General features: G+C 70.2%; 28 protein-coding genes. 14 read left to right on the forward strand and 14 right to left on the reverse strand.

What is annotated here, in order from left to right:
• Positions 1-2: 2 nt before the first annotated feature.
• The 4 genes from CHC05_RS18475 to CHC05_RS18490 all read left to right on the forward strand — a co-directional run bounded on the left by CHC05_RS18475 (position 3) and on the right by CHC05_RS18490 (position 4,203).
• Positions 3-563: an AAA family ATPase gene (locus CHC05_RS18475; RefSeq protein WP_089250471.1), complete on the forward strand. Its 561-nt coding sequence runs from the start codon at positions 3-5 to the stop codon at positions 561-563.
• Complete coding sequence (locus CHC05_RS18480) at positions 560-1,348, forward strand: ABC transporter ATP-binding protein (protein ID WP_089250473.1); 789 nt, start codon at positions 560-562, stop codon at positions 1,346-1,348. The genes CHC05_RS18475 and CHC05_RS18480 overlap by 4 nt, the downstream gene beginning before the upstream one ends.
• Positions 1,345-2,910 (forward strand): ABC transporter permease, encoded by a 1,566-nt coding sequence (locus CHC05_RS42080; RefSeq protein ID WP_089250475.1) that lies wholly within the window; start codon positions 1,345-1,347, stop codon positions 2,908-2,910. The genes CHC05_RS18480 and CHC05_RS42080 overlap by 4 nt, the downstream gene beginning before the upstream one ends.
• Before the next feature lie 135 nt (positions 2,911-3,045).
• Positions 3,046-4,203, forward strand: a complete 1,158-nt coding sequence (locus CHC05_RS18490) for a DUF1996 domain-containing protein (RefSeq protein ID WP_144022651.1) — start codon at positions 3,046-3,048, stop codon at positions 4,201-4,203.
• Positions 4,204-4,206: 3 nt separating this feature from the next.
• Here the strand turns inward: CHC05_RS18490 and CHC05_RS18495 are convergent, their stop codons facing one another.
• The 7 genes from CHC05_RS18495 to CHC05_RS18525 all read right to left on the reverse strand — a co-directional run bounded on the left by CHC05_RS18495 (position 4,207) and on the right by CHC05_RS18525 (position 8,463).
• Entirely contained in the window at positions 4,207-4,530 is a 324-nt protein-coding gene (locus CHC05_RS18495; protein WP_089250479.1) for a plasmid stabilization protein, read from the reverse strand.
• Between the two features lie 26 nt (positions 4,531-4,556).
• Positions 4,557-5,348: a glucose 1-dehydrogenase gene (locus CHC05_RS18500; RefSeq protein ID WP_089251031.1), complete on the reverse strand. Its 792-nt coding sequence runs from the start codon at positions 5,346-5,348 to the stop codon at positions 4,557-4,559.
• A gap of 130 nt (positions 5,349-5,478) precedes the next feature.
• The gene (locus CHC05_RS18505; RefSeq protein ID WP_218824587.1) at positions 5,479-5,880 is read right to left on the reverse strand and encodes a hypothetical protein; all 402 of its coding nucleotides are present in this window, start codon (positions 5,878-5,880) and stop codon (positions 5,479-5,481) included.
• A 117-nt stretch (positions 5,881-5,997) separates the two neighbouring features.
• The gene (locus CHC05_RS18510) at positions 5,998-6,672 is read right to left on the reverse strand and encodes a DUF6766 family protein (RefSeq protein ID WP_089250481.1); all 675 of its coding nucleotides are present in this window, start codon (positions 6,670-6,672) and stop codon (positions 5,998-6,000) included.
• An 81-nt stretch (positions 6,673-6,753) separates the two neighbouring features.
• Entirely contained in the window at positions 6,754-7,158 is a 405-nt protein-coding gene (locus CHC05_RS18515) for a hypothetical protein (protein WP_245871019.1), read from the reverse strand.
• Between the two features lie 78 nt (positions 7,159-7,236).
• Positions 7,237-7,668 carry a response regulator gene (locus tag CHC05_RS18520; protein ID WP_089250485.1) on the reverse strand — a complete coding sequence of 144 codons (432 nt, stop codon included), beginning with the start codon at positions 7,666-7,668 and terminating at the stop codon, positions 7,237-7,239.
• Between the two features lie 15 nt (positions 7,669-7,683).
• On the reverse strand, positions 7,684-8,463 hold the full coding sequence (locus tag CHC05_RS18525) for an RNA polymerase sigma factor SigF (protein WP_089250487.1): 780 nt from the start codon (positions 8,461-8,463) through the stop codon (positions 7,684-7,686).
• Positions 8,464-8,636: 173 nt separating this feature from the next.
• Here CHC05_RS18525 and CHC05_RS18530 point away from each other — a divergent pair, with 173 nt between their 5' ends.
• A complete protein-coding gene (locus CHC05_RS18530) occupies positions 8,637-9,512 on the forward strand; it encodes an alpha/beta fold hydrolase (protein WP_089250489.1) in 876 nt (291 codons plus the stop codon).
• On the opposite strand, the gene CHC05_RS18535 is transcribed toward CHC05_RS18530, so the two are convergent.
• Positions 9,499-10,206, reverse strand: a complete 708-nt coding sequence (locus CHC05_RS18535; protein WP_089250491.1) for a hypothetical protein — start codon at positions 10,204-10,206, stop codon at positions 9,499-9,501. The two genes, CHC05_RS18530 and CHC05_RS18535, sit on opposite strands and share 14 nt — an antisense overlap.
• 185 nt (positions 10,207-10,391) lie before the next feature.
• Here CHC05_RS18535 and CHC05_RS18540 point away from each other — a divergent pair, with 185 nt between their 5' ends.
• On the forward strand, positions 10,392-11,855 hold the full coding sequence (locus CHC05_RS18540) for a PepSY-associated TM helix domain-containing protein (RefSeq protein WP_245871023.1): 1,464 nt from the start codon (positions 10,392-10,394) through the stop codon (positions 11,853-11,855).
• Between the two features lie 48 nt (positions 11,856-11,903).
• On the opposite strand, the gene CHC05_RS18545 is transcribed toward CHC05_RS18540, so the two are convergent.
• Positions 11,904-12,620 (reverse strand): YcnI family copper-binding membrane protein, encoded by a 717-nt coding sequence (locus tag CHC05_RS18545; RefSeq protein WP_089251035.1) that lies wholly within the window; start codon positions 12,618-12,620, stop codon positions 11,904-11,906.
• A 286-nt stretch (positions 12,621-12,906) separates the two neighbouring features.
• Here CHC05_RS18545 and CHC05_RS18550 point away from each other — a divergent pair, with 286 nt between their 5' ends.
• Positions 12,907-14,955 carry a PBS lyase gene (locus tag CHC05_RS18550; RefSeq protein WP_144022652.1) on the forward strand — a complete coding sequence of 683 codons (2,049 nt, stop codon included), beginning with the start codon at positions 12,907-12,909 and terminating at the stop codon, positions 14,953-14,955.
• Between the two features lie 103 nt (positions 14,956-15,058).
• Here the strand turns inward: CHC05_RS18550 and rpmG are convergent, their stop codons facing one another.
• Together rpmG and rpmB are read right to left on the reverse strand one after the other, a co-directional pair.
• Positions 15,059-15,226 carry a 50S ribosomal protein L33 gene (gene rpmG / locus CHC05_RS18555; protein ID WP_089250497.1) on the reverse strand — a complete coding sequence of 56 codons (168 nt, stop codon included), beginning with the start codon at positions 15,224-15,226 and terminating at the stop codon, positions 15,059-15,061.
• Entirely contained in the window at positions 15,226-15,459 is a 234-nt protein-coding gene (gene rpmB, locus CHC05_RS18560) for a 50S ribosomal protein L28 (RefSeq protein ID WP_089250499.1), read from the reverse strand. Before rpmB ends, rpmG begins: the two co-directional genes overlap by 1 nt.
• Before the next feature lie 77 nt (positions 15,460-15,536).
• Here rpmB and rpmF point away from each other — a divergent pair, with 77 nt between their 5' ends.
• From rpmF to CHC05_RS18575, 3 genes are all read left to right on the forward strand, one after another.
• A complete protein-coding gene (gene rpmF / locus CHC05_RS18565; RefSeq protein WP_089250501.1) occupies positions 15,537-15,716 on the forward strand; it encodes a 50S ribosomal protein L32 in 180 nt (59 codons plus the stop codon).
• 65 nt (positions 15,717-15,781) lie between these two features.
• On the forward strand, positions 15,782-16,990 hold the full coding sequence (locus tag CHC05_RS18570) for a GTP-binding protein (RefSeq protein WP_245871025.1): 1,209 nt from the start codon (positions 15,782-15,784) through the stop codon (positions 16,988-16,990).
• Entirely contained in the window at positions 16,987-18,204 is a 1,218-nt protein-coding gene (locus CHC05_RS18575; RefSeq protein WP_179266252.1) for a GTP-binding protein, read from the forward strand. Before CHC05_RS18570 ends, CHC05_RS18575 begins: the two co-directional genes overlap by 4 nt.
• Here CHC05_RS18575 and CHC05_RS18580 read toward each other — a convergent pair.
• Together CHC05_RS18580 and CHC05_RS18585 are read right to left on the reverse strand one after the other, a co-directional pair.
• The gene (locus CHC05_RS18580; RefSeq protein ID WP_089250507.1) at positions 18,088-18,933 is read right to left on the reverse strand and encodes a CU044_5270 family protein; all 846 of its coding nucleotides are present in this window, start codon (positions 18,931-18,933) and stop codon (positions 18,088-18,090) included. The genes CHC05_RS18575 and CHC05_RS18580 overlap by 117 nt on opposite strands.
• The gene (locus CHC05_RS18585; protein ID WP_089250509.1) at positions 18,933-19,535 is read right to left on the reverse strand and encodes an RNA polymerase sigma factor; all 603 of its coding nucleotides are present in this window, start codon (positions 19,533-19,535) and stop codon (positions 18,933-18,935) included. Before CHC05_RS18585 ends, CHC05_RS18580 begins: the two co-directional genes overlap by 1 nt.
• Before the next feature lie 156 nt (positions 19,536-19,691).
• On the opposite strand from CHC05_RS18585, the gene CHC05_RS18590 reads away from it, so the two are divergent.
• From CHC05_RS18590 to CHC05_RS18605, 4 genes are all read left to right on the forward strand, one after another.
• Positions 19,692-20,216: a hypothetical protein gene (locus CHC05_RS18590; RefSeq protein ID WP_144022653.1), complete on the forward strand. Its 525-nt coding sequence runs from the start codon at positions 19,692-19,694 to the stop codon at positions 20,214-20,216.
• A gap of 120 nt (positions 20,217-20,336) precedes the next feature.
• Entirely contained in the window at positions 20,337-20,873 is a 537-nt protein-coding gene (locus CHC05_RS18595; protein WP_089250513.1) for an RNA polymerase sigma factor, read from the forward strand.
• Positions 20,866-22,080, forward strand: coding sequence for a sialidase family protein (locus CHC05_RS18600; RefSeq protein WP_144022654.1), 1,215 nt, complete (start codon positions 20,866-20,868; stop codon positions 22,078-22,080). Before CHC05_RS18595 ends, CHC05_RS18600 begins: the two co-directional genes overlap by 8 nt.
• A 21-nt stretch (positions 22,081-22,101) precedes the next feature.
• A complete protein-coding gene (locus tag CHC05_RS18605) occupies positions 22,102-22,725 on the forward strand; it encodes a DUF1349 domain-containing protein (RefSeq protein ID WP_089250517.1) in 624 nt (207 codons plus the stop codon).
• A gap of 117 nt (positions 22,726-22,842) precedes the next feature.
• Here the strand turns inward: CHC05_RS18605 and CHC05_RS18610 are convergent, their stop codons facing one another.
• Positions 22,843-23,649 carry an oxidoreductase gene (locus CHC05_RS18610; RefSeq protein WP_089250519.1) on the reverse strand — a complete coding sequence of 269 codons (807 nt, stop codon included), beginning with the start codon at positions 23,647-23,649 and terminating at the stop codon, positions 22,843-22,845.
• Positions 23,650-23,725: the final 76 nt, after the last annotated feature.

Consider the following 23,725-nt stretch of genomic DNA (forward strand, 5'->3'; position numbering starts at 1 on the left):
GCATGGCGACCGAAGGATTCGACCCCTGGACCCAGGTCCGGACCCTGCATGACCTGCCGGCCGACGAGGTCATCTCCGCGTTCCAGAAGGCGATCCGGCGCGGCGAGCTCGAAGAGGCGATCCTGCTCGCGCACGAGATGTACGTGACCAGCGCCGAGCTCGAGGAGTGCCTCTGGCACCGGCTGCAGGTCATCTCGGTCGAGGACGTCGGCTCCGGGACCTTCCAGGAGCCGGTCATCGTCGACGCGGTCTACCGCATGCACGAGCGCGTACCCCGCCCGCGCGGCGACCGTTTCCTGTTCGCCGTGCACGCCATCCGCCTGCTGGCCGGCGGCACCAAGGACCGCACGTCCGACGAGCTCGCGAACTGGGCCGCCGGCGTGCGAAGGCTCCCGGTCATCCCCGACCACGCGCTGGACATGCACACCCGCCGCGGCCAGGAAATGGGCCGGGACCTGCTGCACTTCCTGCAGGAGGGCGCGCTGGTGCACAACGAGCTCCCGGGCCGGGACACCACGTACCGCGACTGGCTGCTCGCCGCGGCGGCAAAGGAGCGGGAATGACCGCGGTCGTGGCGACCGAGCAGGGTTTCGTCGCCACCAACGTCAGCAAGTCGTTCCGGCTCGGCCGCTCTAGCGTCCTGGCCCTCGACGGGGTCGACCTGACCACCACCAACGGGTCGTTCACCGCCCTGCTGGGCCCGTCCGGCTGCGGCAAATCCACCCTGCTGCGGATCTTCGCGGGCCTGGAGAGCGCCACCTCCGGTCAGGTGCTCGTCCACGGTCAGGACCCGGACAAGCTCCGCCGTGAGCACCGCGTCGGCGTCGCCTTCCAGGACTCGGCGCTGTTGCCGTGGCGCAGCGTCGAGTCCAACATCCGGCTCCCGCACCAGATCGCCGGCCGCAAGGCGGATCCGGCCGAGATCGCCGACCTGGTCAAGCTGGTCGGGCTCGGCGGCTTCGAGAAGGCGCGGCCGGGCCAGCTCTCCGGCGGCATGCGGCAGCGCGTGGCCATCGCCCGTACGCTGGCGATCAATCCTGACGTCCTGATGCTCGACGAGCCGTTCGGCGCCCTGGACGAGATGACCCGGCAGCGGCTCAACCTCGAGCTGCAGCGGATCTGGATGGAGCGCGCGACCACCACCCTGCTGGTGACGCACTCGATCGCCGAGGCCGTCTTCCTGTCCGACCGCGTCGTCGTCATGGCGCAGCGACCGGGTCGCGTGCTGTCCACTGTCGACATCGACCTGCCGCGGCCGCGTACCCCCGAGATCCTGCGCAGCCCCGAGTTCCACGCCCTCTGCGACGAGCTCGGCGAGCTGCTCTTCACGCAGGAACCGCCGCAGTGAAACGCGTCGTGCCCGCGGTCGTCGGGCTGGGCCTCGTGGTCGGCGTCTGGTTCGCGCTCGCCGCCTTCCTCACCGACCTGCGCGTCATCCCGTCGCCGGTCGACGTCGTCGGCCAGCTCTGGGACGACCGCTCCGCCCACCTGTCGAACACCGCGGTCACCCTGCGCGAGGCGATGGTCGGCTACCTGTGGGGCAACCTCGCGGCGATCCTGCTCGCGGTGCTGTTCGTCCGCGTGCCGGCCGTCGAACGGGTGCTGCTGCGCCTGGCGATCGCCAGCTACTGCGTGCCGCTCGTGGCCATCGCGCCGATCCTGGTCGTGGTGCTGCCCGGCGACGCGCCGAAGGAGGCCCTGGCGGCGCTGTCCGTGTTCTTCACGACCCTCGTCGCCACCGTCGTCGGGCTGCGCTCCAGCGACGCGACGGCGGTCAACCTCGTCCACGCGTACGGGGGATCGGCCTGGCAGACGCTCTGGATCGTGCGGATCCGCGCGGCGCTGCCGAGCCTGTTCGCGGGCCTGCGCATCGCCGCCCCGGCCGCGCTGCTCGGCGCCATCATCGGCGAGTACCTCGGTGCCAGCCGCGGCCTCGGTGTCGCCCTCGTGCAGGCTCAGTCGTCGTTCGAGGTCGACCGCACGTGGGGGATCGCGTTGGTGATCTCGGCGGTCGCCAGTCTGCTCTACGCGGTCACGGCGCTCGTGGCCCGGCTGGCGACACCGTGGGCGGGCCGGCTGCTGGACGTCGGTGTGGGGGACGGTGCGGCGCCACGGTCGAGCCGCCTTCTTCGGGCGCTCGAAACCACCGGTTTCCTCGTGCTGACCGTCGCCGTCACCATCGCCGGCTGGTACGCGCTGCTGCGGCTGTTCGACCTCAACGGCTACTTCGCCAAGACACCCGCCGACGTGTGGGCCTACGTCTTCTCGGATTCGGAGGCCGCCGCCCATCGTGACGAGCTCTTCGCGGCGCTCAAGGTGACGATGGTGGACGCCGCCGTCGGCTACCTCGTCGGCACCGTCGTCGCCGTGCTCATGGCGATCGTCGTCGTGACCGTCCGCGCGGTCGAGCAGACGATGATGCCGGTGGCGATCGTGCTGCGCTCGGTGCCGCTGGTGGCCATGGCCCCGCTGATCGCCCTCGTCTTCGGCCGCGGCCTGCTCGGCGTGACGGTGATCGTCGCCCTGGTCGTCTTCTTCCCGACCCTGGTCAACCTGTCGGTTGGGCTGCGGGCGGCCCCGGCGCCCGCGTGCGAGGTGGTCACCTCGATGGGCGGCTCGCCGTTCCACGCGGTGACCAAGGTCCGCATCCAGTACGCGCTGCCGGCACTGTTCGCCTCGGCCCGCATCGCGGTGCCCGCCGCGATCGGCGGTGCCACGCTGGCCGAATGGCTGGCCACCGGCAAGGGTCTGGGCAGCCTGCTCGTCGTCGCCTACAGCGGCTCGCGGTTCGGCACCCTGTGGGCCGGGGCGGTGCTCGTGGTGGTGGTTTCGGTGGCCCTCTACGCGCTGATCGGCGCCGTCGAACGCCCGGTCCTGCGCCGGTATTCGCCCCAATATTCGACCCGCTGATTCGCAGGTTCGAGACGAAAAAAGTGTTATCCGGTTTGGCGGTTTAAGGAACTCTTAGATCGCTTTCGGGTGCGGGAACGCAGCGCCTAACCTACCGACGACCTTGGCTTTCGTGCTTTCTGGGAAGTGAACGCGTTGTCGATCGTACGCAACAAGTGGGGCATCACGGCCGGCCTCGCCGCCGCCGTGGTGGTGGTCGGGGCCGCGGCCGTTTATCTGTCCGGCGGTGACACCGAACCGAAGCCGACGAACGTGAGCAACGCCGCCGGGTACCTCGGTGCGGAGTCCTCGCCCTCGTCGCCGTCGTTGTCGGCTGCTTCCGCTCAGCCCTCCGCCACTGCCAGCGCTCGGGCGGGCGCGGGTGCGAAGCCGTCGACGCCGGCCGACCAACCGCCTCCGATCCCCAAGGCCGGCTGGATCCCGGTCGACCGGGCGGCCTGGAACGCGCAGGTGGCCGCGTACAACGCGCTCAAAATCGATCCTGTCCCTGCCGGGGTGGGCAACCTGGCGGAGTTCCGCGCGGACTGCACCTACAGCCACCGGCTGCCGGACGACCCGATCGTCGCGCCGGGCCTGCCGGGTGCCTCGCACATGCACTCGTTCGTGGGCAACAAGGCCGTCAAGGCCAGCACGGTGGCCTCCGACCTGACGAAGTTCACCGCCACGACGTGCAAGCCGGTCCAGGACCACTCGGCCTACTGGGTGCCGACCCTCTACGACAACGCGACCAACAAGCCGGTCGAGACGACGGGCTTCCGGGTGTACTACCGCGCGCTGTCGAAGGACTCGAAGGGCCAGATGCCGATGCCCAGCGGCCTGCGCATGATCAGCGGGGACGCCAAGAAGAAGAAGCCGACCCCGCGCGGCGCCCAGGGCCAGTTCTACTGCGCCTTCTACGGCCCCGGCGACCTGGACGGCATCGCTCGCAGCACGAACGGCAACTGGCCCATCTGCGGCGGCAACGCCACGCTGCACTTCATGATGCAGTTCCCGGACTGCTGGGACGGCAAGAACCTGGACAGCCCGAACCACAAGGACCATGTCGCGTACGGGTCGGGCAACGCGTGCCCCAGCAGCCACCCGGTCAAGATCCCGGCGATCACGTTCGACATCCAGTACGGCGTCAAGGGCACACCGGCCGGCTACTACCTCTCCTCGGACAAGGAAGGCAAGAGCGCCTCCTCGATGCACGGCGACGCCTTCGTGATGTGGGACGTGGCGACAATGAACAAGCGCACAAAGAACTGCGTCTTCCAGCGCCGCACGTGCGACAACAACGGCTACCAGAAGTAGGGGTCAGCGAGCGAGGGCGCGCTCCAGCTGGGCCTTGGTCATCGTCGAGCGGCCCTTGATGTTGCGCTGCCTGGCCTCGTTGTAGAGCTGCTCCTTGGTGCGGCCCTGTGCGCCGGTGTGCGACCGCTTGCCGCCGCGGTGACCGGAGGAGACGTCCTGGACGGAGGAGCGGCTGGCGGTGCGGGACTCGCCGGCCCGCGCGCGTTCCTTGTTGACGGTGCGGGCGGCGATCTCCTCCGCCAGCCCCTCGGACACGCCGCGCTTCTTGACGCTGGACTTGATGTGCTTGTACTGCCGTTCGCGTTTGGCGTTCGATCCTGCGGGCATGGCGCTCTCCTTCGGTATCGGGAGGATCAGAGGATGGGTTTGCCGCCGGTGACGGGGACGACGGCGCCGGAGATGTAGCTGGCCTCGTCGGAGGCGAGCAGCACGTAGACCGGTGCGAGCTCGGCCGGCTGACCGGGCCGGCCCAGCGGGGTGTTCTTGCCGAAATCGGCGACCTGCTCGGGTGGCATGGTCGACGGGATCAGCGGTGTCCAGATCGGCCCGGGAGCGACGGCGTTGACGCGGATCCCGCGGTCGCCGAGCAGCTGCGCCAGGCCGGCGGTGAAGTTCGCGATCGCGCCCTTGGTCGTCGCGTACGGCAGCAGGGTGGGCTTGGGCGCGTCGTAGTTGATCGAGCTGGTGTTGATGATCGACGCGCCGGCGCCCAGGTGCGGCAACGCGGCTTGGACGAGGCGGAACATGGCGGTGATGTTGACGTCGAACGTGTGCTGCCACTCTTCGTCGGTGACCTCTTCGACGCTCTCGTGGGTCATCTGGAAGGCGGCGTTGTTGACCAGGACGTCGATGCCGCCCAGTTCCGCCACGGCCCGGTCGACGACGGTGCGGCAGTGTTGGCGGTCGGCCAGGTCACCGGGTACGAGCACCGCCGTGCGGCCGGCCTCCTCGACGAGCTTCGCGGTGGCCCGGGCGTCGTCGTCCTCGTCGAGGTAGGCGATCAGGACGTCGGCGCCCTCCCGGGCGAACGCGATCGCGGCGGCGCGGCCGATGCCGCTGTCGCCGCCGGTGATGACCGCCCGCTTGCCGGTCAGTCGTCCGTGGCCGCGGTAGCTGTCCTCGCCGTGGTCGGGCTTGCTGCGCATCGCACCGAGCGTGCCGGGCGGCTGCTGCTGCGGCTCGTGCTCCTGGTCGGTCACGGTGCCGGTCCCCTTTCACGGTGTTAAACCCTGTCCTGCCTGGGTTTCCCCGACCGGCGACGCCGAAACGCGGCCGTCAGTCCTCGTGCGGCCAGGGCGAGGAGGCCACCACGACGCCGTAGAGGACGTGGTCACCGAGCAATGCGAGCACCTCGGCCGGGTGCACCCGGCGGCTCTGGGGGAGGCCGAACACGGGGGCGATCACGAACTGGAAGCCGGTCCAGAACACCAGTCCGTAGACCGGCCCGGCCAGGGGATGCCGGCGAAGGCGGCGGGGGAGCAGTCCGAACATCGCGCCGCCGAGTGCGCCGTAGGACCAGTGCATCGCTTCGACGAGGGCCGCCCGACGCTCGACCGGGACTCGGTAGAAGACGGCGGGCGCGCCCTCGCGCAAGATCGACTCTGGTGGTGTCTGGCCGACCAGATTCAGCGCCGTCGTCATCCGCCGCAGCCCGGACATGGCCATCGCGGCGATCACGCCTCGCGCGGCACCCCGAGTCGCCCTCGTCTGCCAACCCACGCCGCGTCCTCCTGCCGCCGTACGCGCGTACCACCTGAAAGCGTACGTCCGTCGTAAATCGGTCAGGGGCGTTTCTCAGCCTTCGACCCCGGTGGCCGTGTGTGCCGAGCCGACAGGCTTGGACTCCGGCGAGCCGCGCTGGCGCAGATAGATGGAGAGCACCGCCATCGAGGCGACCGCCAGCAGCTCGGACTGCCAGTTCTGCAGGGTGCGGTTCCAGAAGTCGGGCTCGCCGAGGTAGCGACCCCAGGAGACGGTGTCCTCCAGCTTGCTGAGCTGCTGTTCGTTGAACGCGGCCACGCCGGCGATCGACTGGGCCAGCCACGACGCGAGGAAGATGCCGCCCATCACGAGACCGAGCGAGTTGGAGAAGACCGCCCGACGGAAACCGGGGGCTTGTGCCCACTTCGGGGCATCGGGTCCCGCGTGCTCGCCGACCTTCTGGTCCTTGTCGGATTCGCGCCCGGCGTCGAGCAGCGGCTTGGACTCGGGAGAGCCTTTCTGGACGAGCCAGACGGTGAGGAAGATGTAGAGGAAGAACTGGAGATATTCGGACTGCCAGTTCTCCGACACGTCGACTCCGAAGCTGGCCGACGTGACGTACCGGCCGATCGAGATCGGCTCCAGGCCCTCCGCCACCTGCTCCTGATTGAACTGCGCGTGGCCGGCGAACGCCTGCCCGACCAGGACGACCAGGAACAGCCCGAAGAACGTCAGGCCGAGCGAGTTCTCCCGCAGGAAGCGCCTCATCGATGCAGCACCCCCAACACGATGATGTACGCGAGCCCCAGCGTCACGACCACCAGCAGGATCGTGAACAGCCCACGCATCTCACACCCCCTGCACGGAGCAGTCGTACGGGCGCTCGCCCCGCGGCTGGCAGCCGGCCGCGACGACCCGCCACCCACCGCGGAAGACGGCCAGGAACACCGTGTCGGTGTCGAGCCGCACCTGTGCCCATTGCCCGTACACGTCGGTGGTGGTCACCCGTCCCGGTGCCGGCAGCTCTTGGTCGAGGACGGCCTCGGCGCATGGGCGGTCGGCCGCCTTCTCCAGATCAGCGAGCGTCTCCGGCGCCAGCGTCGCGCATGCGGCAGCGCCATCGCTCGCCGCGACCGCGTCGAGCAGCCGCACCGCCACCGCCGCCGCAGCGTCCTCGCGGCCGCCAGGGCCACCACAACCTGCCACCGCGAGCGCCGTGAGCACGACGCCGGCGGCCATCGCCCATCGCTTCACGAACCTAGTCTTCCCACCCGCGCCGAACCTCAAGCGACGCCACGCAGGCCTCAGGCCGCAACGGCGTCGTCGAATCAGTCAATGTGGAGGTAGCACGGCGACGTGCTCGTAGAACTGGCGGATCTGTTGGACGACCGACTCCAGCGCGTCGAAGTCCAGCGGCTTGGTGACGAACGCGCTCGCGTGTTCCTCGTACATTGTCGAGATGTCGCGGATGTCGTCCGATGTGGTCAGGATGATCACCGGGATCGACTGCAGGGCCGGGTCACTCTTGAGCTGGACGAGCGTCTGGCGCCCGTCCATCCGCGGCATGTTGAGGTCCAGCAGGATGATGTCCGGGCGATCATCGGTCGCGTCGGAGTTTCCGTGCAGGAATGCCAGCGCGGCCTCGCCGTCCGCGACGCGGTGCAACGTCACCGGTCCCGGAACGGCTTCGAGCGCCTCGCGGATCATCATGGCGTCACCGTCGTCGTCCTCGACTATCAAGATCTGCAATGCGTCGCGTGTCATCACCCCTCCTGCTCACTACGCGCCTTCATCTTCGAGGTAGCGGCGAAGCTTGGCCAGCGCTCGGGTGATCAGCCGGGACACGTGCATCTGTGAGATGCCCACCTGGTCGGCGATCTGTGCCTGGGTGAGGTTGCCGTGGAAACGCAGGATCACGATCCGGCGCTCTCGGTCGTCGAGGATGCCGAGGGCGGGTCCGAGGACGAGCCGGTTCTCGGCGAGCTCGAACTCCGGGTCGTCGCCACCGAGGAGCTCCCCGAGCTCCGTCGCGTCGCCGCCGTCTCCGATCGGTGTGGACAGCGAGCTCGCGCGGTAGGCGCGGGCGCCTTCGAGTCCATCGAGGACGTCGTCCTCGGAGACGCCGAGGTGTGCGGCGACGTCGGCCACGGTCGGCGAGCGTCCGAGCGCCTGGGTCAGGACCGTCTCCGCGGTCGTGATCGCCAGGCGCAGTTCCTGGAGGCGCCGTGGCACCCGGACCGACCAGGTGCGATCGCGGAAGTGACGCTTCAGCTCACCGATGATGGTGGGGATGGCGAAGCCCGCGAAGTCGATGCCGCGGTCGGGTTCGAAGCGGTCGATGGCCTTGACCAGGCCGAGCGACGCGGTCTGCACCAGGTCGTCGGTGGGTTCGCCTCGGCCCGTGTAGCGCTGGGCGAGGTGGCGGGCCAGCGGGAGCCACGCTTCGATCGCCTTTTCGCGTGCCCGGCGCCGCCCGTGGTGGTCGACAGGCAGGGCGAAGTACGCGTCCAGCAGGTCGGCCGCGGTCGACGTGCGGCGCTCAGCGACGGTGGTGTCCATCGTGCTCCCAACCGGATCGTCCTCGGCACTTACTTGTCTGGCGGCAACCATAGCCGAATGGTCGGCCCGGTGACTAGCCGAAAGTATGATGTCGCGCTGGTGGTTCGAGCCGGCGCGGTCGGGTAAAGCAGCCACACCTACCACGACGACCCGCAGCAGGAGAGTCTCGATTGATGTTCGACGGCTTCGAGTTGGACCGCGTGCACCTCGACGAGGTCACCCTGCGGGTGAGGTACGGCGGGGCCGGCACGCCGGTCGTGCTCCTGCATGGACATCCGCGCACGCACACGACCTGGCACGAGGTCGCACCCAGACTCGCTGAACATCATGTCGTGGTGACGCCCGACCTGCGCGGTTACGGCCGGTCCACGCTGCCGCCCGACCGCCCGGACCATGCGCAGTCGAGCAAACGCGCGATGGCCGGCGACGTCGTGCGGTTGATGACCCACCTCGGTCACGACCGGTTCGCCGTCGTCGGACACGACCGCGGCGCCCTGGTCGCGTACCGGGCGGCGCTGGACCACCCCGACCGGGTCTCGCACCTGGTGGTGATGGACGGGCTGCCCGTCGTCGAACATCTCGAGCGCACCGACGCCACCTTCGCGCGCGCCTGGTGGCACTGGTGGTTCCTCGGACAGACCGACAAGCCCGCCGAACGCGTGATCAACGCGGATCCCGACGCCTGGTACCGCACCCCCGACCCGGCCGACATGGGCGAGGGCAACCATGCCGACGTGTGGGCGGCCCTGCGGAACCCGGCGGTCGTGCACGGGATGTGCGAGGACTACCGGGCCGGCCTGGGCATCGACCGCGACCACGACGAGGCCGACCGGGCCGCGGGCCGGCGGATCGCGTGCCCGACCCTGCTGTTGGAGTCCGCCGACGACGACCTCGACATCCACGGCGACCCGGCGGCGATCTGGGCACCCTGGCTCACCGGCCCGCTCAGCCACCGTGTCATCAACTCCGGCCACCACCAGGCCGAGCAGGCTCCCGCTTCAGTAGCCGACGCGCTGCTCGACTTCCTTTCCGCGGTCAACGCATGGTGAGGTTCGCGACGTCCACGCTGATCGGCATGAACGAGCGGTCCGGTGTGCGGTCTTCGTTGCGTACGAAGATCTCGTGTTTCGTGGTGATTGACGCTCCGTCGACGGTGGTGCGCTCGGGCTGGTAGTGAGCCGTCGGCGCTCCGCCGTTGAGGTCCGGCTCGTAGTCGAGGCGGACCAGGTCGCCGGCGTCGTCGAAGTAGTAGAGCTGCGTGGTGCTGTGCACGTCGATGGTGCTCGGGAAGGTGACCCGCAGGACCTGCCAACGCTCGCCGTCCTCCTCCCACGGCTCGGCTTCGGTGACCTCGACACCGGCGTACGTGAAGACGAACGTCTCGATCAGATAGAGCCACGTCGCGTACGCCTGGAAATAGCAGGCCTGTGGCAGGCTCCACTGGCTTTCGACGGTGAAGCCGGCGAAGGTGGCCCTCGGGTGCTCGAGCCGGGCGACCGTGCCGTCCGGCTCGGTCACGGTGACCACATCGGACGCTTTGTCGAACTCGACGGCGCGGCCGGACGGCTGCGTCAGCTTGATGTGCTGGCGGTGCACGTCCGCCACGACATGATCGGTAGTGGCGAGCTCCGCGACACCTTTGAGGGTCCAGAACGGCCCACCGTACGTGACGTCGGCCTCGACGGTCGTCGCCAGACGCCAGCGCGCTACGCCGTGCGTCCGGTGAATCTGCTCGGTCAACATGTGACTGCTCCTTTCCGGCGAACCGGCGCATGAGAAACGTTCTCCCCACGCGTCACACGCGGTGGTCGGCGCCTGTTCCGATCACCTACCCCTTTCGCGACCGTTCAGACGGCGGGAACTGATCGGGGTCCATGGGCGACCAAACGGTGGCGCGCCAGCCGGCGCCACGCCACCTTGGAGGCCTCTTGTCCACCACGACCGACCTCACCGAACCGGGCGCGCCGAAGTCGTCGGCGACCGATCCGGGCCGCGCCGCCGCCAGCCGCCCGCGCACCATCGGTCCGCTGGTGCTTCGCCTGCACTTCTACGCCGGGATCCTCGTCGCGCCCTTCCTGGTGGTGGCCGCGCTGACCGGGCTGGCATTCGTCTTCAGCCCGCAGCTCGACCAGGTCGTCTACGCCCACGAGCTGCGGGTCGATCCGACGGGGACGGCCCGTCCGCTGGCCGAGCAGGTGACCGCCGCCCGCGCGGCGCACCCCGCCGGGGATCTCGCCACCGTCATTCCGCCGCTGGCCGCGACCGACACCACCAAGGTGGTGTTCAACCTGCCGGAACTGGGCGAGAAGCAGCACACGGTGTACGTGAGCCCGTACACCAACGAGGTCCGTGGCACCCTGACCACCTGGTTCGGCTCCACACCGTTGCAGACCTGGCTCGACGACCTGCACCGCCACTTGCATCTCGGGGTGGTGGGCCGGCACTATTCGGAGCTGGCCGCGAGCTGGTTGTGGCTGGTCGCGCTCGGCGGGCTGTTCCTGTGGCTGCGCCGCCAGTGGACCGGCCGCCGCAAGCTGCGCCGCACGGTGCTGCCGGATCTGGCCGCTCGAAAGGGCGTCCGGCGGACCCGGGGCTGGCACGCCGCGACCGGGGTGTGGCTGGTCGTCGGGCTGCTGGCGCTGTCGGCGACCGGTCTGACCTGGTCTCGCTATGCGGGCGCCAACTTCGACGTCGTGCAGGAGGCGTGGGGCGGACCGCGGCCGACGCTCGACACGGCCGTGCCCGCCGGCGGTGACTCCGGCGGCGGCCACCACGGCGGTGCCGCGTCGTCCGGTGGCGAGGTCGCCATCGCCGACGTCGACCAGGTCACGATCCTGGCGCGCGATGCCGGCCTGACCGGGCCGATCCAGGTCACTCCGCCGGCCGAGCCCGGCGCCGCGTGGGTGGTGGCGCAGAACGACCTGGCGTGGCCGACGCGGCAGGACAGCGCCGCCGTCGACCCGGTGGCCGGCGCGGTGGTCGCGCGGACGTACTTCGCGGAATGGCCCCTCATGCAGAAGCTGTCGAGCTGGGGCGTGTCCCTCCACATGGGATACTTGTTCGGGTTGCTCAACCAGATTCTGCTGGCCGCGCTCGCCCTGGGCCTGTTGTGCGTGATCGTCTGGGGCTACCGGATGTGGTGGCAACGGCGGCCCACCCGGGCCGACCGGGCGGCACTGCTCGGTGCGGCGCCGGCCCGGGGAGCGTGGCGGCAGGCGCATCCGATGGCCGTCGTGGTGATCCTGGCGATCGCCGCCGCGGTCGGTTGGGCTTTGCCGATGCTGGGCATCAGCCTTGCCGTGTTCCTGGTGGTCGACCTGGCCGTCGGGGCGGTGCGCCGCGGGCGCACCGGTCGCGTGATACCGACCTCGCCCGCGCCGGCGCAGCCCTGAACCCGAAGCCGGCCGCCCTGCTCCTAGTTGGCGGCCGGCTTCGTCGGATCAGCTCGCCCGGGCGCCGGATCGCCGCCAGGCCAGCACGGCGAAGATCAGGGCAACGGCCGCGAGCACCAGGGCGGCCATGCCCGCCACGGTCCCGGCGGACGAGTCGTCGCTGTTGTCGGCGGACGACGCGAGGTTGACGTTGGCGTTGGCGTTGGCGTTGGCCGTGCCGGCTTTGGCGAGCTTGAGGACCGGGGCCGGGTGCTCGACCTCCGTACCGTCGGTGGTCGGCTCGTCGATCCACCGCACGACCTCGTTGTTCGAGTAGGTCTGCAGCGCCTTGAAGACGATCTGATCGACCTCGGGCAGCGGCCCGGCCGACACCTCGAACTCCTGGAACTGGCCGGGCTTGACCTCGTTGCCGGCCGCCGCCGTCCACGTGATCTTCGTGATCGCCTCGGTGATGTCCTGTCCGTGCGCCTTCAACGGCGTCGGGAGCGTGGACTTCTCGGTCGTGGCCGTCCAGCCGGGCGTCGGGCGCACCGACACCGACGCGATCGCCGTCTCCGGCGGGATGTTCACCTCCACCTTGACGGTCGAGGCGTTGTCACGCTCGTTCGGCACCCGGAAGGCGAGCTTGGCATAACCGCCCTGCGTCGCACTGGCCGCGTTCACCGTCACGTGCGCCGACGCGGGCCCGATCCCGAACCCGACCGCGCCCGCGATTCCCACCAGCGCGGCCACGCCAAGCCCTGCCACCGTCCGCCTTGCTCGCATTGCCCACTCCTGTCGAAAGCGCCGCCGATCAGCGACGGCGACCACGTGCCCATCGATGAAGTGGTCGTCGGCGGCGGCCCGCGAGTTCCCGGGGTGGTCCACCCTCGGGCGATCGCGGTACGCCCTGGCGCGAATCACCGATTAGGACGATGGAACACGGTCGGCGGGAGGCCGCTTTCGGCAGAAGAGGGCCGATCGGCCGGGCCCTGGAGAAGGAGTGGCAGCTTCTCCTCGCTGAGTCCGAGCGACCGCTGGAAATGTCGTAGGGGTGCGGCATGATCCTGGCATGACGGGAGCCGGGGATCTGCTCGCTGGGGTCGACGAGGTTGGTTGGGGCCGGATGCGCCACGCGTACGGTCCGGCGGCCGACGTGCCTGATCTGCTGCGCGGCCTTGTCGCCGCCGATCCCGCCTCGCGCGAGGACGCGCTCGATGCGCTATATGCGGGAGTCCACCATCAGGGCGACGTGTACGCCTGCACGGTCGCGGTGATCCCGTTCCTGTTGCGGATCGCCGGCGATCCGGGCCGGCCGGGTCGCGCCGAGGTGGTCGAACTGCTCGCCAGCATCGGCGGCTCGGACGATCCCGAGGCACACACCGGGCACTACCGGCAGGCCAGGCAGGCGGTGTCCGATGCCTATCCGCTGTGGTCGATGCTGGTCCACGATCCCGACCCGCAGGTCCGCGCCGCCGTGCCGGCCGTGCTGCCCGTCCGCACCGAGCAGGCGACCGACCGCGTCGGTCTGTTGCGGGGTCGGTTCGCGGTGGAGCAGGACCCGCGCGTACGGGTCGCGATGGTCGACGGCGTGGCGACGCTCGCCCGACAGGGGACCGCCGCGCCGGCACTGGGGGAGTGGCTGGCCGACCTCGTCGCCCATGATCATGATGCACAGGTGCGGATCGCCGCGCTCACCGCGCTGCAGTGGGTGCCGGGGCAGGCCGCGTTGTCGACGGTGGGGGTGCGGGCCGCGCTCGACCTGATCGACGCTGTCTACCAACAGGGCACGCCGGTCGTGGAGCCAGCCGGGTTCACCACCGACACCCTCGTCGGCTCACTGCGTCGGCTGCGCGAGCACGCGGCCGTCGGCCGCCAGGCCCCGGAAGCGGGCCGTCAGGTGCGCGCGATCAGCGACGGCCTGGGCGACCGGGTGGAAGACCGCGTCGCTCTACTGTCCACACTGCTGACCTCGCCGGACTGGGAACGCCGCACCGACGCCATGTTCCCGGCGAGCGGCCTCATCAAGGAATGGCGTGGGTCCTTCGCGCCACTGGTGGCCCTGATCGGCGGCCAGCTGAGCGACGACCACCCCGAGCTGCGGTCGCGGGCCACGCAGGTGCTGGAGAACCTGGGCGAGTCCGCCCGTCCCGCGGCCGACTCGCTGTTCGCCGCCCTGTCGCGATCCTCGCCCGAGGCGCACCACTCGGCGACGGACCACGAGTTGTCGTGGGTGGTGGAGTGGACGCACGGGCTGCCCACGGTCGGCTCGGCCTTGAAGACCCTGGCCAAAGCCGGCGACGTGCGGGCGTTGCCGATGCTGCGGTGGGCGCTCGAACGCCGGCAGCTGCCCCGCGATGTCGGGCAGCTCATCGGCGGCTTCGGCACGCGGGCCGGCGACCTGTTGCCGATCATCCGCCGTCGCCTCCGCCGGCTCCGCCACGACGAGCGGCGCGACAACCTCGCGTACGCGGTCGCCGCGATGGGCCCGGCCGCCGCGGCCGCGGTGCCCGACCTGATGAAACTGCCGCCCAGCACGGCGGTGATCAAGGCGTTCGCCGCCATCGGCCCGCCAGCGGCGCCGGCCATGGGCTGGCTCCGCCAACAGGTCGCGGCGGCCGACAGCTCGATCGCGTGCGCCGCCGCCGAAGCGTTGCATGCCGTCGGCGGCGACGCGAATGCGGCGTTGGCCGTCTACGAGCGGCTTCTCGCGGGAGATGAGTACGACCAGCGCGACGCCGCCGACGGACTCGGGCGGCTGGGACCCGCGGCAGCCGCGCACGCGGGCCAGCTACGCAAGCTCCTGCGTCGCAAAGACCCCCACGGCTGGCTACGGCTGGCTGTGGCGCGGGCGCTGTGGCAGGTCGCCGGCGAGACGTCGACCGTCATACCGGTCCTGGAGCGGGTCTGGGACGCCAACCCCCACACCCGCACGGCGATCGCCGCCGTGTGGTCGAGCATGGGTCCGGCCGCCGAGGTCGCCAAACCGCTGCTGGAGGCCGAGCTAGCCCGGTCCCGCCGGCACAACGCCGACACGGGCGGCGCCAGCTCGACGCAGGTCGTCGACGACGAAGACCTGCTGCGCGCCTGCCGAGCGGCCTTGACGTCCATCGGGGCTTAAGCCCGAGGCACGTGGCTCGACCGGCTGTTCCCACGGGCACGTCTCACGCCCGGTCCGAATCACCGACCACATCGGCGATGTCCGTGGTTCGTCCGCGTGCGGATCAGCGCTCCTCGCGGAACTCGACGTGCCGGCGTACGACCGGGTCGTACTTGCGCAGCACCAGGCGGTCCGGGTTGTTGCGGCGGTTCTTGCGGGTCACGTAGGTGTAGCCCGTGCCCGCGGTGCTGCGCAGTTTGATCACTGGGCGGATGTCGGAGCTCTTCGCCATCAGATCTTCGTGCCCTTCGCGCGCAGCCGGGCGACGACCGCGTCGATGCCGTCCCGGTCGATGATTTTGAGAGCCGTCGTGCTCACGTTGAGCCGGATCGTGGTGCCGTCGGCGAGCCGGAACCGGCGCCTCTGGATGTTGGGGTTCCAGCGGCGGCGGGTGCGGCGGTGGGAGTGGGACACGGCGTTGCCGAAGCTCGGCTTGGCGCCGGTGACATCACAGACGTTGGACATGCGACTGACTTTACAATGAAAACCGTTTTCAACAAGATGGGAGGGTCACACCCGAACAGATCGGCGAGGTACCTCGAATGGCTGTGCCCAAGCGGCGCCTGTCCCGCTCCAACACCCGTCACCGTCACGCCCAGTGGAAGGCGACCACCCCGACCGTCGTCGACTGCCCATGCCCGCGCCGGGAAAAGGTGCAGCCGCACCGAGCCTGCACCCACTGCGGCCTCTACCGCGGCCGCCAGGTCACGGAGCCCAAGTGACGGCCCGGGGCGCGCACGTGTCCAGCCACGGACACGGTGTGCAAGCGCCTGGTCAGGGAGCAGGGGTGGCGGCGCCAGTGCGCAAGCTGCCCGTCACCGTGCTCTCTGGGTTTCTCGGTGCCGGGAAGACCACGTTGCTCAACCACCTTCTGGCCAACCGGGATGGGCAGCGCGTGGCGGTCATCGTCAACGACATGAGCGAGATCAACATTGACGCGGCGCTCGTGCGTGATGGTGGGCAGCTTTCGCGTACCGAAGAGCGTCTCGTCGAGATGACCAACGGTTGCATCTGCTGCACCCTGCGCGACGATCTGCTCGACGAGGTGGCCCGGCTCGCCCGTGACGGGCGCTTCGACTATCTGCTCATCGAGTCCAGCGGCATTTCCGAGCCGATGCCCGTGGCCGCCACCTTCGCGTTCGGGGTCGACGACGAGAATGTCCTGGCCGACATCGCCGAGCTCGACACCATGGCGACCGTAGTCGACGCACCCAGTCTCATCGCCCAGATCCGTGCGGGCGAGACCCTACAGAACCGTGGGCTGTCGGCCTACGAAGGCGACGAACGTACCATCGCGGACCTGCTCGTCGACCAGGTCGAGTTCGCCGACGTCATCGTCGTCAACAAGACCGACCTCGTGGCCGCCGACGAGCTGGAACGGGTCGAAGCGTTGCTCACCCGGCTCAACCCGCGGGCCCGCCAGGTCCGCGCGACGTTCGGCCAGGTGCCGCCGGACGCGCTCCTGCACACCGGCGCCTTCGACATGGAGGCCGCCGAGCTCGCCCCCGGATGGATCGCTGAGCTCAACGGCGAACACATACCCGAGACCATCGAGTACGGCATCAGCAGCGTCCTCTTCCAAGCCGAGGAACCGTTTCACCCGCAGCGGCTCTGGAGCCTCATCGAGAGCGCCGTCACCCGGTACGGCGTACTCCGGTCCAAAGGTTTCCTCTGGCTCGCCACCCGCCCGGGCATCCAGGCGCTGTGGTCGCAGGCCGGCCCGAACGCCCAGTTCGAGCCCGCCGCGATCCCGGTCGCCGCGTCCGGCATCTGGCCACCGGACCCGGCCGAACGCGCGGCGCTGGAGCGGGACTGGCACCCGACGTTCGGCGACCGCCGCCAGGAGCTCGTCTTCATCGGCGTCGACCTGCCGGCCGACGAGCTGCGCGAGGAACTGCGCCGGTGCCTGCTGACCGCGGACGAGCTCGCCGGGGGCGAGGACTCCTGGGGAGCCTTTCCGGACCCGTTTCCGCAATGGGACGAAGAAACCTCGTGAGCACGACGACGACCGGGCCGCTGGTGGTCATGGTGTTCGGGTTCCGGCCCGACGTCTGCTCCGCCGTGGCCGAGACGCTGCGGGACCGCCCAAAGCCCACCCGCGTGGTGCACTACGAGGCGTCCGGACACGGGAAGGTCGTGCGCGACCTGCGCACCCTGGCCAGCCGCCCGACCGACCCCGACGTGATCGCGGTCCTGCCACCGTCCTTCGAGCCGGATCAGCTTCGCGCGGCCTGGCCGGCGACCGGGGCCGCCCGACTCGGCACGATGGTCACCGCGGTCGCGGCCGACTGGCTCCTCGACGGGCTGACCAACGACGACCCGCTACGCTCCGTCGGCCTGCACCAGGGTGCCGACGACGACCGGTCGATCGGCGACGTGGTCGCACGACAGATCGAGCAGGCCGACGTGGTGGTCACCGCCGAGAAACCGGCCGACGCATGGGAATCCGAGCAGGCACAGGCCGTCCTGCACCGGATCGCGCCGTGGTCGGGCCACCTCGACGCCGACGACCCTCGCCTGGCCGCGCTGCTCGTCAAGGCGGGACACCAGCGCGACCCGTTGCCCGCGACCAGCCGAGGGCTGAGCGGCATGTCGGTCGGCGCTCACGAACCGCTGCCCGAGCACGGTGTGACGTCGTGCGTCTTCAAAGCCCGCCGCCCGTTCCACCCGGGCCGGCTCCACGACGCGCTCGACGACCTCACCGACCAGGTCCTGCGCGCCCGCGGCCACTTCTGGCTCGCCAGCCGACCGGACCTGGTGCTGTCGTGGGAGTCCACGGCCACGCTGACGATCGGCCCGGTCAGCGGCTGGCTGGCGGACCTGCCCGACGAGCACTGGCCCGACGTCGACCCGCAGCGGCGCCTGTTCGCCGCGTTCGACTGGGATCCGTACTACGGCGACCGCCACCACCACCTGGCGTTCGTCGGTCTGGACATGGACCCGGTCGGCATCCACCGCACGCTGGCCGGCTGCCTGCTCACCGACGAGGAGCTGTCCCGCGGCGAGGACGGCTGGCGGCAGCTGCCGGATCCGTTCGCCCGGGCGTACCCGAAACCGGCGCCCACCGTGGTGGGCGCCGGTCAGGGTCGCAGGTCAGGGCCGTTGGCCCACGGTGTCGACGATGGCGACGCGAAGGACGGCCGAGGAGCCCTTGCCCGCCCAGACGCCGAGGTACGCGAGGGTGTCGGGATCGAAGAAGATTCCACCTGACTTGCCGTCGGTCGACCACATGACCTGGATCGCCGGCCGGTCTGCGGGGTCGAGGCCGTCCCGGACGACGCGCAGCCCGGGAATCCTGGCCGCGGCCTCGAACAGCGCGGCCCTCGACTGTGGACGCACGTAGCGGCCGTTCATGAGGTACAGGATGTCCTTGCCCATGGAGTTGGCGTCGCCGTTCGGGTTCAGGTACGCGAACATCGCGTCGGGATCGGTTGGCAGATCAGGGTTGTACGCCGGTTCGGGCGTACACGACTCGGATCCGATCACCTCGTCGCCCTTCATCACGGCGCGCTTGCCGTCCCGGCAACCGGGAAGCACGCCCTTGTCGGTGCCGTCGGCGCGCTGGACCAGGCCGTCGCGGGTCCCGTCCACCGACAGCCAGGTCTCCGCGCCGTCCCCACTCCGCTGGTAGACGAACTGGTTGCCGCGTGGCTCGACGTCCGGAAGCGTGAGCGTTGCCGCTGCCGCGTCGCGGAGCACCTGCGCGGCCTCCGCCTCCGACGTGGGGCCACCCACAGTGTCGGGTGCCAGCACCACCACCGCCGCGATCGCGGCGGCGAGGGCCGCGGTGGTCCAGATCGCCGGTGCGAAGCGCCGGCGGGCCGCCGGCTTCCCGCCGCCCATCGCCTCGTCCAGTGTGGAGCGTGCGGCGGCGAGCTCGTCGAGGCTTCGCAGCGACGTGTCCGGCATCAGCTCGCGCACCATTCGCATGTCATCCATCAGCTGCTCTCCTCTTCGAGATCGGTCGTGAGATCTGATCCACCCAGCGCCTCGCGGACCTTTCGGCGCGCCCGGTTCAACCGGGATCGAACGGTGCCAACCGGGATGCCCAGCGCCGCCGCGACCTCCTCGTAGGTCAGCTGTTCCCAGGCGACGAGCAGCAGCGCGTCGCGGTCCGCCGACGACAGCGTGGCCAACGCCGTGTGCAACTCCTGCCGCGTGGCCTGGGCGGTCGCGATCGCCGCGACCCGGTCGGCGTGACACGACTCGTCCGGAGCGGGGCCCATCACCTGGTGCAACCGGAACTGCCGCACCTCGTCCCGCCGGTGTTGCGCGACCAGATTCGTGGCGATCCCGTACAGCCATGGCCGCGCGTCGCGCCGTTCCCGGTCGTACCGGTCGCGTTTGCGGAACGCGACCAGGAAGGTCTCGGCCGTCAGGTCCTCGGCGACCGCTGTGCCCAACCGCCGCGCGAGATACCGGTGGATGTAGGGGGCGTGTCGATCGAAGATCACGCCGAACTGTTCGGGAATCCGTAGCGACCGCTCGATGACGCCGGCGTCATCGGCTGGTTCCGGTGCGTGCTGTTCCGTACGACTCATGCAGGGCCCTTCACGGCGTGGATGTCTAGCACCTATCCGTTGCTCGGGGCGAAGAGGTTCACGCGCGGCGGCGGACGCAAGATCGACATGGTCTCTTCCATCAACCCCGCCCTGGTGTTCATCGGCTCGTTTCCCGCGCCCACCTAGCGTGCGGCAATGGCTATCGCGCGACGATCGCGTCTCGTACTCGTGGGCAGTGTGTTCGTGGTCGGGCTCGCGCTCATCTACCCCGCGAAGTGGCTGATCCATCCCTGGGCCGCGCCGTGGAAACCCGGCCTGGTCGGCTACTGGCAGGGCGAGGTCGCCTACGGGCCGGGCGACAACCGCACCATGGTCCTGCGCCTCAAGGACGGCGTCGGCGGTGGCGACGAAAGCTCGGAGATCGGCGGCAGCGCCACGGTGTGCGGCTCAGGGCAGCCGGTGACGTACGCGATCTCCGGCTACGCGAACGACTACCGGGGCACCAGCTTCTTCCTCAACGCCGAAATTCCGACCAACGGCGTTGGCCTCTTCCTGGGCCGGCTCGACGGCTCCTGGGACGGCCACGACTCCCTCGCCATGTCGACCGCGCTGCTGAAGATCGACGCGGACGGCACCGCCAGCCGCGTGACCTCGGGAGACGCCAGCTTCCAATTGCGTCGGGCCAGCGAGGCGGACTTCGCCGCGGCCTGCGACTCGTAGCGCCGAGTCGCCGCCTGTTCCGACGGCGCTGACCGAGAACGCTCGGAAAGCGAGGGAACCTTCCGGCCGCCGTGTTCGTCGCCTCTGTGAAGGCCACGAGCACGAGATTGGACGGCGTCCTTGAGCGATCGAGAGCTCATCCGCGACCTGTACGTCGCCAGCTACCAGCGGCTGGTGCTGCAGCTCTACCCGGTGACCGGCGACCTCGGCGAGGCACAGGACGTCGTGCAGGAGGCGTTCGTCAAGCTGCTCGCCTCGCCCAGCCAGATCTCGGCGCTGGCCAATCCCGAGGCGTGGCTGCGCACCGTGGCCGTGAATCTCGCCCGCACCCGGCGCCGGCGCGGGAAAGTCCTGCAGCGCCTGCTCGGTCGCGTCGAGGCCGCGTCCACAGACGTGCCCGGCGCCTCCCCGGATCACGTCGCCCTGATGGCGGCACTGCGCACCCTGCCCGCCGGGCAACGCGAGGCGATCGCCCTGCACTACCTCGCCGACCTGCCGATCACCGAGGTCGCCGAGCTGCTGAAGGTCTCGGTCGGCACCGTCAAGTCGCGGCTTTCGCGGGGCCGCGCGGCGCTCGCGTTGACGTTCGGCGAGCCCGGCACCGACCACACACCCGAAATCGTCTGGAACTCATGGAGGAGCGCCGACCATGCCTGAGGTGCACCACCACTACGACCGCACCGCGGTGGCCGAGCGCATCACCCAGCCGTCCTTCGACGAGCTGGTGGACCGCAGCCGGCACCGTGTCAACCGTACGCGGAAGGCCCGGTTGGCCGGGGTCGCTGTGCTGTTCCTGCTGACCGCCGCGCCACTGCTGACCCTGCCCGGCGGGGACGCATCGAACACGCTGGTCGTACCCCCGTCCGCGTCCTTGCCGGCATGGGACGCCTTCGACATCATCGTCGAGTTCTCCGACACCCGTTACGGCGTGGCGCAGTACCCGGCCGAGACGTGTGGACAGGGCTGGCTGTCGGTCACGCAGGACGGTGGGAAGACCTGGAGCGAACTGCGCCCGCACCCCAGCATCCCCACGCCCTCGAAGGGGCCGGAAGCCAACGGCGCCTGTGTGCGACCTACCGCGACGCTGGCCGCTCCCGGCACCTTGATCATGGGGGCTACCGCCGGGCCGGCGTTCATCAGCCACGACAGCGGCCAGAGTTGGCGCGAGTACCAACCCCAGGTCCGGGTCGCGGACTCGGTGCCGGACGGCATCGTGCCGCGGTGGCCCTGCGACGAGCGACAATGCAAAGAACAAGGCCTCGGCTGGTACGACCCGGCGACCGGCGACTGGATGGTCCTGAAGAACCAACCCCCGGGCACGGAGTACGTCAGCGTGTCCGTGGCCTTCGACGGCAGCATCTGGGTGGACGGCTCCGGCCCGGACGGCTCAGGCGAGTTCCAGATCGCCGCCAGCCGCGACCGCGGCCACAGCTGGACGGACCGCACACCCGCGGAAGACATCGACTGGCTCGGCCACGCGGGCCTGCTCACCGCGTACGACGCCGACACCGCCTACCTCTATCCGACCGAGCGTGATGGGTTCTCGCTGTACCGCACCACGGACGGCGGCCAGACCTGGCAGCCGATGCCCGCCGCCCAGCAGTTCACGGACATCGTGTTCGTGTGGCCGAACCGGCAGGGCGGCCTGACTCTCGCGGACCGCGCCCACCAGCAGCACCTGAGCACGGACGGCGGCAAGAGCTTTGTACCCGTCAGCCTGCCGGTGTGGGGGGCGACGCCGATCACCGGAGGCCTGCAAGGATGGCCGATCGACGTGGCCGCCGCCGACCCGGTCGACCTGTACCTCAGCGAAGACGGCCTGACCTGGCAGCCGGTCGAGGTTCCCTACTACCAACGGCCCTGACCGGCGGTACGGTCTTGAGCCATGGCTGATCATGTGACGATCCCCGGTGTGCCGTTTCCGCTCGTGCCCTCGAACGCCGAGCACTGGCGGGTCGACGAGGCGACCGGCGCCGTCACCGTCGAGGCGCAGCCGCACACCGACATGTTCATCGACCCGGGCGACACGGCCGTCAGCGCCGAGTCGCTGCTCAACGCCGCCACGCTGCTCGGGCAGCCGCCGAAGGGCGACTTCCAGTTCAGTGCGCGGGTCACCGCGGACTTCAAGTCGACGTTCGATGCCGGTGTGCTGCTGCTGTGGCTCGACGAGCGGCACTGGGCCAAGCTGTGCTTCGAGTTCTCGCCGGCCGCCGAGCCGATGATCGTGTCCGTCGTCTGCCGGGGCGTCTCCGACGACGCGAACGCGTTCGTCGTGGCCGGCCGGTCGGTGTGGCTGCGGGTCTCGCGCCTGGACCGGGTGTACGCGTACCACGCCTCACTCGACGGCAAGGCGTGGCAGCTGATCCGCGTGTTCGCCCTCGACGGCGACACATCGGGCGACCGGATCGGCCTCGAGGGCCAGTCACCGACAGGCGACGGATGCGGCGCGACGTTCGAGGAGATCCGCTTCGTACCCGAACGCCTCACCGACCTCCGTAACGGTTCCTGACTTTCAGAAGGCCCGGCCGATCTTCCGGCGCCGGGCCACGGTCAGAACGCCATGCCGATACGAGGCCGCCGGGCTCGGGTCGGAACGGTCGCCGATCTCCGTGGTGGTTCTTGACGGTCAGAGGGTCTTGGTGAGCCCGCCGTCGATCACGACGTCGCTGCCGGTCATCCAGGCCGCGGCCGGGCTGGCGAGGAAGACCACCAGCTGGGCGATCTCGTCGGCGGTGCCGAACCGGCCGAGTTTGATTCCGCCCAGGCCGTCGGCCATCGCGCGCATCGCGCCGTCGGTGTCGGTGCCGATGGCCGTCGCGAGCTGGTCGGCGAGGGCGCCGGGTGCGGTCCAGAACGGGGTCAGTACCGGGCCGGGTGAGACCGTGTTGACCCGGATGCCCTGCGGCGCGAACTCGGCCGACAGCGACTTGCCGAGGTTGGCCAGTGCGGCCTTCGTGGCGGCGTAGTCCACGACGCTCGGGTCCGGCAGCGCGGCGTTGATCGGGCCGACGTTGACGATCCCGCCGCCGCCGCCGCCGCGGGCGAGCAGGGCGGGCACGGCCGCGCGGGTGGCGCGTACCGCCGAGAGCAGGTTGAGCTCGACCGCACGCGACCAGTCCGCGTCGGTCACCGACAGGAAGCCCCCGAACCGGGGGCCACCGCCGGCGAGCCCGCCCATGTTGTTGACGAGCACGTCGAGGCCGCCGAACCGCTCGGTGGCGACGGCCACGAGGCGACCCGGACCGTCCGGAGTGGACAGGTCGACGTCGACGGTCGCCAGGGCCTCCGGTCCCGCGAGCCGGGCCAGGTCGGTGCTGGCCGCGCGGCTGCCGGCGACCACCTGCGCGCCCGCGTCGAGCAGCCGGCGGGTGACGGCGGCGCCGATGCCTTTGCCCGCGCCGGTGACGACGGCGACCTTGCCGGTGAAGTTCATGGGTTCTCCTGGGGTTTGTTGACCGTTCGGTCAAGTAAATGGGCAGGCTGAAGCCGTACCCGATGGGGATCAAGGT

The organism is Asanoa hainanensis (assembly GCF_900188485.1).
Lineage (GTDB): Bacteria > Actinomycetota > Actinomycetes > Mycobacteriales > Micromonosporaceae > Asanoa > Asanoa hainanensis.